The sequence below is a fragment of the Helicobacter apodemus genome, assembly GCF_000765745.2.
Classification (GTDB): Bacteria; Campylobacterota; Campylobacteria; order Campylobacterales; family Helicobacteraceae; genus Helicobacter_D; species Helicobacter_D apodemus.
In genome coordinates, this window is sequence record NZ_JRPC02000018.1 from 40,015 (window position 1) to 48,132 (window position 8,118).

Genomic DNA, 8,118 nt, shown 5'->3' on the forward strand with positions numbered 1-8,118 from the left:
CTAATTATATTATTACCACTTTAATACTGCATTTAACAAATCTTAAAACTTAAATTAAACTTCAATATATATTAATAAGTATAATGAAATGTTTAAAAAAATATTGACTTTTATAAGGTATTAGGAGTAGAATAAAACCCAAAGTTATAATTTGAAAGGCTAAAGTAAAGGTTTTTGATGGGATTACCAAATTCATCTCCTAGAGGTCATTTATTATTAGACAAGAAATATTTAGCTTATAGTGAGCAATTAGATTTTTTAAGCCAAATACAAGAAATTGTTGATGATTTTATACTTGAAGATACAAAGAGTATTACCATTAATAACCAAATAGCTTTAATATACACTAGTGATGATGGAGAGATGCCCTCTATTGTTAAGCATTTTGGGAAAGATTTAGAAAGTGATTTTGAAGTTTTTTATTTAGATATTGCAAAGATTGCTAGTGTTAATGGGGGATTTGGGAATTTTACCGCTAAGATGGAGAATGAGGAAAATATCTCCTTTGCACAAGCTGTTATATTTGTTTATGAAGAGAATTTATTGCGATTTAGGGGAATTTATAGTGTAGCAGATTTTGACAATCCTCAAAGTTTAATGGCTTATCTTAAAGAAAATCTTGGAATATATAGCTATAAAGAGGTTATTAGCTTTAAAGAGGAAATTTGTCAATATTATCATCGTCGTGATAAACATTGTTCTAAATGTGCACAAATTTGTCCTACCTTTGGAGTGGGAGCGAATGATAGTTTGATGGAACTTATTTTTTCTCCTATAGATTGTATTGCTTGTGGATTATGCGTAGGGGTATGTCCTACGGGTGCTTTAGAATATGAAGAGATGCCTAAAGAAGTTTTAGAAGAGATTATGGAGCTTTATGAAGATAAAGTGATTTTTTTGTGTGATTATCAAGGTTATGAATATTTAATCAATCAAGGATTTTTCTTACCCCCGCCTTTAACCCCTTTAGTTTTGCCAAATTTAGAATTTTTAAATGAAAATGATTTAGTCAGTATGTTGCAAACTAGTGGGAATGAGATATTGATTTTTATGCAAGATTTAGAAAATCAATGGATTGAGAGTGTAGTAGGTTTTGTTAAATCTATCACTAAGCAAATTTATACAAAAAATGCGATTTATTATACAGACAATATAGAGGAGATTTATCAAAGAGCTACAGAGATTCAGTCCTTTGAGAAATATTTATACAAGAATCGCTACAATAAGCCCCATAGAGAATCTTTTGCCCAACGTTTGCAATATATGATTAAGGATAAAGATTTTGGCGTAGCTAAGAGTATAGCACCTGTCTTTTATGGTAATATCAAGGTAGATTCTATGCGATGCACATTATGTCTCTCTTGTGTTGGGGCTTGTAATGTGAATGCCATTTTTGCTAAAGAGGATGATTTTTCTTTAAGGTTTAATCCTTCTATTTGCACTACTTGTGGTTATTGTGTTAGTTCTTGTCCAGAAAATGTTATAGAGTTAAGCAGGGAGGGTTTAGAACTTTATAGGGAGTATTTTAAAAGTAAAGAACTTGCTAAAGATGAGCCTTTTAGCTGTGTAGAGTGTGGAAAGGTTTTTTCTACCAAAAAGTCTATTGATAAAGTCTATACTATGTTAAGTGTTACTTTTGCTTCTGATGAAAAGAAGCTAAAAACACTGCAATGCTGTCCAGATTGTAAAGTAAAAGTAATGTTTAGAGGGAATTAATGCTTCATTTAACCCAAAATGAGAGAGAAAATATCCAACACGCTAGAAACCTTTATTATGATTTTTTTAATGGATTTTTTGTATTTGAACTTATTGAGGGGAGGCTAGAAATCTCCCAAAAACAGATTTTGATTTTAAAGCAATCTTTATTAGAAGAATCCTTAAGCGTCAATCTTGATTTTCTTCAAAAAGAGATAAAAAACAATGGTATGCAAGGCTTTAAGCAAGAGCATACACAAATGTTTGCTCTGCCTTTTGGAGGGAAGCAAGTAGGGATTCATCTCTCCCATTATTATGAGAATTGCATTGGTGGAGAAAGTCTATTGACGATGCGATCATTAATTAAGCAAAGTGATATTCGTTTAAATAAGGATAATTTTAAAGATACTGAAGAGCATATAGGATTTTTGTTTGGATTTATAGGTTATCTTATTCGGAATAATCAAGATTCTTTAGCTAAAGAGGTTTTTTTGTTTTCTCATAATGCTTTTTTGGGTTTGTGCAGGGAATTACAAGAAAGGGGAGATTCTAAGCTGTATTTGCATTTAGCCTTGCTTTTGGAATCTTTTTTGAAATTTGAAAAAGAGTTTTACCATTAAAGATAGTTTGACTAAGGCTTTTTCAAAAAGTCTTAGTGGGATTATCCCAAATCTTAGGATAGGAGTAAATATGCAAAAAAGTAGGCGTGAATTTTTGAAAAATGCCACCAAGACTTCTGTAGCTGTTGCTGGTGTTGGTGTTGTTTTAGCAGGATGTAGTAAAAATACATCTAATGAGAATCTCATACAAGGAAAATCCCCTAAAGAAGAGATTCTTTACCAAAAGAGTAAGCAATGGGATTTATATTATTCTGTTGCAAAATAATATAAGGGAGCATAAAATGAGTGAAACAATGAGAAGGCGCAATACAAGACGCGCGTTTTTAAAAATGACTGCTCTTGGCAGTTTAGTAGGTGCTAGTAATGTCTTTGGTGCAGATACATTAAAGACAATGCGTTCTGCTACAAAGCAGGAACTACAGGAAAAGTATCCTAACTCACAAAAGATAAAAACAATTTGCACACATTGTTCTGTTGGCTGTGGTGTTGTTGCTGAAGTAGTTGATGGTGTTTGGGTGCGTCAAGAAGTAGCCCAAGATCATCCTATCTCTCAAGGTGGGCACTGCTGTAAGGGTGCGGATTTAATTGATAGGGCGAGGAGTGAGACAAGATTGCGTTATCCTCTTGAAAAAGTCAATGGTAAATGGCAAAGAACAAGCTGGGATGAAGCAATGGATAAAATCGCTTCTAAGTTAAGTGCTATTAGGGAAGAGAGTGGTCCTGATGCGGTAATGTGGATAGGAAGTGCTAAAATTTCTAACGAACAAGCCTATTATTTCCGTAAGTTTTCCGCATTCTTTGGAACAAATAATATCGACCATTGTAATAGAGTTTGACATTCCCCAACAGTTGCCGGTGTGGCAAATACATTTGGATTTGGTGGAATGACAAACCATATTGGTGATATGATGTTTTCAAAATACATTTTTATCATCGGAGCTAATCCTGCAGTGAATCACCCTGTTTCAATGGTGCATATTTTGCGTGCAAAAGAGGCGGGAGCTAAGATTGTTGTTGTAGATCCGCGTTTTACTAAAACGGGTGCAAAAGCCGATGAATATTATAGGATTCGTAGTGGGACAGATATAGCCCTTATTTATGGTATGCTTAATCATATTATAAAAAATAATCTTTATGATAAGAAGTTTTTAGAAGACCGCGTATATGGTTATGAAGAGATTATCAAAGAGGCGATGCGATATACACTTGAAGAGGCAAGTGATATTACCGGGATTCCAGTTAAGGATATTATCCATATCGCCGAAGAAATGGCAGCTGCAAAACCCGCAAGTTTGATTTGGAATCAAGGATTAACCCAACATACTACTGGGACAAGCAATACCCGCATTATGCCAATTTTACAAATGTTTTTAGGGAATATGGGTAAAAATGGTGGAGGTGTGAATATTTTAAGAGGACACGATAATGTGCAAGGTAGCTCAGATATGGCAGCAAATCCCGATGTATTACCGGGCTATTATAATCTCAGTGAGACTTCTTGGAGACATTTTGCAAAACATTGGTATGTGGAATATGACTGGCTACTTTCGCGTTTCAAAGATAAAAAAATGATGGAGACAAAAGGTTATGCGCATTCAACTTGGAAGTTTGGTGTTTTAGATGAGGAAAATTTTCAAAATAATGGAGGAACGAAACTTCGTGCTTTAGTAGTTATTGGTTCAGGTATGACTTCAGTTTCTTTGCTAGATTTACAAAAAAAGGCGATGGATAAATTAGATCTTGTTGTTTTTGTCGATCCTTATGTGAATGATTTAGCAATTTATAGTGAGAGAGATAATAATCTTTTTGTGCTTCCAGCAGCCTCACAAATGGAAAGTTCTGGCTCTGTAGCAGCGACAAATCGTAGTTATCAATGGCGTTCTAAAGTTATGGAGCCTTTGTTTGAATGCAAAGAAGACCAAGAAGTCCTCTTTGAATTGGCTAAGAGATTAGGATTTTTAGAACAATTTCAAAGAAGCCTCTATGAAAACGCTAAAAAAGAGGGGAGAAGTGAATTTATATGGCCTGAAGATGCGACAACAGAATTAACACAAAGTGTTCGCTCTATTGGATTACAAGGTATGAGCTATAAGCGTCTAAAAGCTCATCAAGAAAATTGGCATATGTTTGATAAAGTTACTCTTGAAGGAAAGGGGCCATTTAAAGGTGAATATTATGGACTTCCTTGGCCTTGTTGGAGTGATAAGCATCCAGGAACACCAGTATTTTATAATGATTCTATTCCTGTTATGCGTGGAGGTATGGGATTTAGGGTAAATTGGGGTGATGTATCACCTGATGGGCAAAGTATGCTCTCTCCCCATAGATTACCCAATGCTAGTGTCGCCGGACATTCACCCATTAGTGCCGCAAATGCAGAATCTTTAGGAATAAAACTTACTAAAGAAGAGCAAAAGCAAGTAGAGGGAACAACCTATGCATTAGGATTTGGGAACAATATTTTAGTAGAGAGGGCTTTAGAAGCAGGGCTTTGTCCTTATGGTAATGGGAAGGCAAGGGCGGTTGTATGGAACTGGTATGATAAAATTCCTCTGCATCGTGAGCCTATCCATTCTGTGCGTGGAGATTTGGTAAATAAGTATCCAAACTTTCCCGATAAGCCTAATCATTATCGGGCTAATATCAAGTATCGCTCAAGACAGATTGAAAAAAACTGGGTGAGCGAATTTCCTATTAATATGCTAAGTGGAAGATTAGTAGCCCATATGGGAACAGGGACAGAAACTAGAAGTGCGAAGTATTTAGCAGAAGTTGAGGGGGAGATGTTTGTAGAGATTCACCCCGATAAGGCTTATGAGCTTGGTATTAACGATGGTGATATGGTGTGGGTGTATGGAACTATGGGGACACGTGCTTTGATTAAAGCAAAGCTTTCTTATCGTGTGGATGCTAATAGTATATGGATGCCACAAAATTTCTCTGGCTTAGAGCAGGGAAAAAATCTGCTTGACAAATATCCTCAAGGCACTGCCCCTTATGCCATTGGTGAGTCAGCTAATATGATTTCAAGTTATGGATACGACTATAATACCGCTTGTCCGGAGACAAAATGTGGTTTATGCCGTATTGAAAAAGCATAAAGGAGGAACTTATGAGTGAAATTGAATCAAACCTTGAAAATTTTGCAAGGATTAAGTTTTATTGCGATACCAATCGTTGCATTGAATGCCACGGCTGCGATGTAGCTTGTAAAGAGGCACACCATTTGCCAATTGGCGTTAATCGTAGAAGAGTGATTTTGTTAAATGAGGGACAAGTAGGTAAAGAAAGTGCCGTATCTATCTCTTGTATGCATTGTGCAGATGCTCCTTGTGCGCAAGTTTGCCCAGTAGATTGTTTTTATATTCGTAAAGATGGGATTGTCTTACACGACAAAAAAACTTGTATTGGTTGTGGATATTGTTTATATGCTTGTCCTTTTGGTGCACCACAATTTCCCAAAAATGGAGTTTTTGAAAGTCGAGGTGCTATGGATAAATGCACTTTTTGTGCAGGAGGTCCTGAAGAAACCAATAGTGAAGAAGAATATGAACTCTATGGACAAAATAGAATTGCAGAGGGTAAAGTGCCAATGTGTGCTAGTATGTGTTCGACAAAGGCTCTTTTAGCAGGAAGCGGTGAAGAGGTTTCAAACATTATTACCCATCGTGCGACTATGAGGGGGCAAAATATCCCCAACGCCGTGCCAAATGTTTGGAAAACTGCCTATGGCAACTAAGGAGATGGTATGAAAAACATTCCAAGCCTTTTTAGGTTTTTTGCCCTTTTTTGGATTTTAGCAGGTATAGCATTAGCCAATAACCCTAGTGTTGCCAAAGAGAGTGGGAAACAATACGCAGAGAGCACTCAAGGGAATAATTCTTTGATGATTAATCCTATGAATCTCAAGCTTTATGGTGGTCCTGAAGTAGAGGCTGTGAAGTCTTGGGGAATAAACTCTCCAGATTCAATAGGTTGGGGAGAAATTTTTACATTTTTACAAGGGCATTATTTTTCAAGTATTTTTGCCTTAGTGATACTCTTTACTATTCTGGCTTTTTTAGGGCATTATATGGTAATAGGGCAAAAGAAATTCAATCACGGAAAAAAGATTCGTGTATTTTCTACTTATAACATTCTTATCCATTGGTGTGCTGCTATTCCCTTTATGTTAGTTTGTTTAACTGGGCTTATAATGGTTTTTGGGGATAAATTAGGAGGCGGTGTTCTTGTCCGATTTGCTAGAGATATACACGGGATTGCTACGATTGTTTTTGTTATCTTTGGTATTTTGATGTTTTTAATGTGGGTAAGAAATGCTCTGCCAAAAGCCTATGATATAGAGTGGCTTCTTATAATGGGAGGATATTTATCCCAAGAAAAGAAACCAATACCTGCGGGTAAATTCAATGCCGGACAGAAAATGTGGTTTTGGATTTGCACCATCGGTGGCTTTGTAATGGCGACTTCAGGAGCTTATATGTTTTTTCAATTTGCCGATATTGAAACTTTAAGAATAATGGCATTAGTGCATAACGCATTAGGATTTTTGATTATCGCCTTTTTAATTACGCATATCTATATGGCAGTTTTTGCTATTGAGGGTGCATTAAACGCAATGATAGATGGGCATATGGGCGAAGAAGAAATTGCAATTTTGCATAAGTTTTATTATAAAGAAATTAATGCTTAATGGAAGTTTTTTACCAAACACTCCAAATTGATAAAATCAATGCCAAAGGAGAGATTGCTATTTGCACCGATGATGTGGTAAAAGAGGAGCGAATAGCCTTTTATCTTAATGATAAAAAGCTCCTTTCAGTGATGAGTATCCCTAATGAACAAGATTTTCATATCATAGGGTTTTTGATGAGTGAGGGAGTGCTTAAGAGTATATCAGCGATTCAAAAGATAGAAATTGCACAAGATGGCAAATCTGTGCGGATACAAGCAAAGATAGAAGAGGAGAAACTAAAATATCTCTTTAGAGAAAAGACCTTAACTTCGGGTTGTTGTGTGGGAGTAGCGGGGAATTTAGAGGGACATATTATAGAGAAGTTTATCCACTCTCCCTACAAGGTAAGCATAAAGGAGATTTTTAAAAATCTCCAATCTTTCTCACGTGCCAGTGAACTTTTTGAAAAAACAGGTTGTGTGCATAAAGCAATGTTAGTTTTAGAGAATCAAGCTTTAATTGCTGAAGACATTGGGAGGCATAACGCTATTGATAAAGTAATGGGAAAGGCAGCTATGCAAGGGATTAATCCTAGTAATGCTATTCTTTTTGTAAGTGGAAGATTATCTTTAGAAATGGTGGTTAAAGCAGTGATGCATAATATTCCAATTATAGTTTCAAAGGCGGCAGCTACTTATATGGGGATAAAGGCAGCACACCAAACAGGAATTACTCTAATAGGCTTTGCAAGAGAAAATAGAGCAAATATTTATACCCATAGTGGAAGAATTCTTTTTTAATCTTTCCATAAAATCTTAATTTTAGTAGAAAACTGCACAAAACCCGCAACTTTTATTCACTTTTTAGAAAAATTTAGATATAAAGCATAAACAACGAAATAATATTATTTAAAGATTAAAAATATTGATTAAGCAAAATATTTTTAATACTAAGGGGAATAACCTATGCAAAACTCTACACTTACACTTACAACCTCAATACCCTGCGGGGGGGGGGGGGCAATAATACTCCTCTAAGAAGCCAAGTCTTACATTCTAAAACAAATTCTAAAGTCAATGCTAAAACTGCAAATACTATAACTTTACAATCCCATACAAAAGATTCTAC

General features: G+C 35.6%; 7 protein-coding genes. All 7 read left to right on the top strand.

What is annotated here, in order from left to right:
* Positions 1 to 177: 177 nt before the first annotated feature.
* The gene (locus LS72_RS07405; protein WP_034554419.1) at positions 178 to 1,716 is read left to right on the top strand and encodes a 4Fe-4S binding protein; all 1,539 of its coding nucleotides are present in this window, start codon (positions 178 to 180) and stop codon (positions 1,714 to 1,716) included.
* Positions 1,716 to 2,315, top strand: a complete 600-nt coding sequence (locus LS72_RS07410; protein ID WP_034554417.1) for a molecular chaperone TorD family protein — start codon at positions 1,716 to 1,718, stop codon at positions 2,313 to 2,315. The genes LS72_RS07405 and LS72_RS07410 overlap by 1 nt, the downstream gene beginning before the upstream one ends.
* A gap of 70 nt (positions 2,316 to 2,385) precedes the next feature.
* Positions 2,386 to 2,580 (top strand): twin-arginine translocation signal domain-containing protein, encoded by a 195-nt coding sequence (locus LS72_RS07415; protein ID WP_034554425.1) that lies wholly within the window; start codon positions 2,386 to 2,388, stop codon positions 2,578 to 2,580.
* Positions 2,581 to 2,596: 16 nt separating this feature from the next.
* Positions 2,597 to 5,416, top strand: coding sequence for a molybdopterin-dependent oxidoreductase (locus LS72_RS07425; protein WP_084590168.1), 2,820 nt, complete (start codon positions 2,597 to 2,599; stop codon positions 5,414 to 5,416).
* Between the two features lie 11 nt (positions 5,417 to 5,427).
* Complete coding sequence (gene fdh3B / locus LS72_RS07430; RefSeq protein ID WP_034554414.1) at positions 5,428 to 6,054, top strand: formate dehydrogenase FDH3 subunit beta; 627 nt, start codon at positions 5,428 to 5,430, stop codon at positions 6,052 to 6,054.
* Positions 6,055 to 6,063: 9 nt separating this feature from the next.
* Positions 6,064 to 7,008: a formate dehydrogenase subunit gamma gene (locus LS72_RS07435; protein ID WP_034554413.1), complete on the top strand. Its 945-nt coding sequence runs from the start codon at positions 6,064 to 6,066 to the stop codon at positions 7,006 to 7,008.
* The gene (fdhD, locus tag LS72_RS07440) at positions 7,008 to 7,790 is read left to right on the top strand and encodes a formate dehydrogenase accessory sulfurtransferase FdhD (protein WP_034554412.1); all 783 of its coding nucleotides are present in this window, start codon (positions 7,008 to 7,010) and stop codon (positions 7,788 to 7,790) included. The genes LS72_RS07435 and fdhD overlap by 1 nt, the downstream gene beginning before the upstream one ends.
* Positions 7,791 to 8,118: the final 328 nt, after the last annotated feature.

What these genes read in the sequence shown, in the direction of transcription:
- LS72_RS07410 (WP_034554417.1), top strand. Translation starts at nt 1,716, where the DNA reads ATGCTTCATTTAACCCAAAATGAGAGAGAAAATATCCAACACGCTAGA.
- fdhD (WP_034554412.1), top strand. Translation starts at nt 7,008, where the DNA reads ATGGAAGTTTTTTACCAAACACTCCAAATTGATAAAATCAATGCCAAA.
- fdh3B (WP_034554414.1), top strand. Translation starts at nt 5,428, where the DNA reads ATGAGTGAAATTGAATCAAACCTTGAAAATTTTGCAAGGATTAAGTTT.
- LS72_RS07415 (WP_034554425.1), top strand. Translation starts at nt 2,386, where the DNA reads ATGCAAAAAAGTAGGCGTGAATTTTTGAAAAATGCCACCAAGACTTCT.
- LS72_RS07435 (WP_034554413.1), top strand. Translation starts at nt 6,064, where the DNA reads ATGAAAAACATTCCAAGCCTTTTTAGGTTTTTTGCCCTTTTTTGGATT.
- LS72_RS07405 (WP_034554419.1), top strand. Translation starts at nt 178, where the DNA reads ATGGGATTACCAAATTCATCTCCTAGAGGTCATTTATTATTAGACAAG.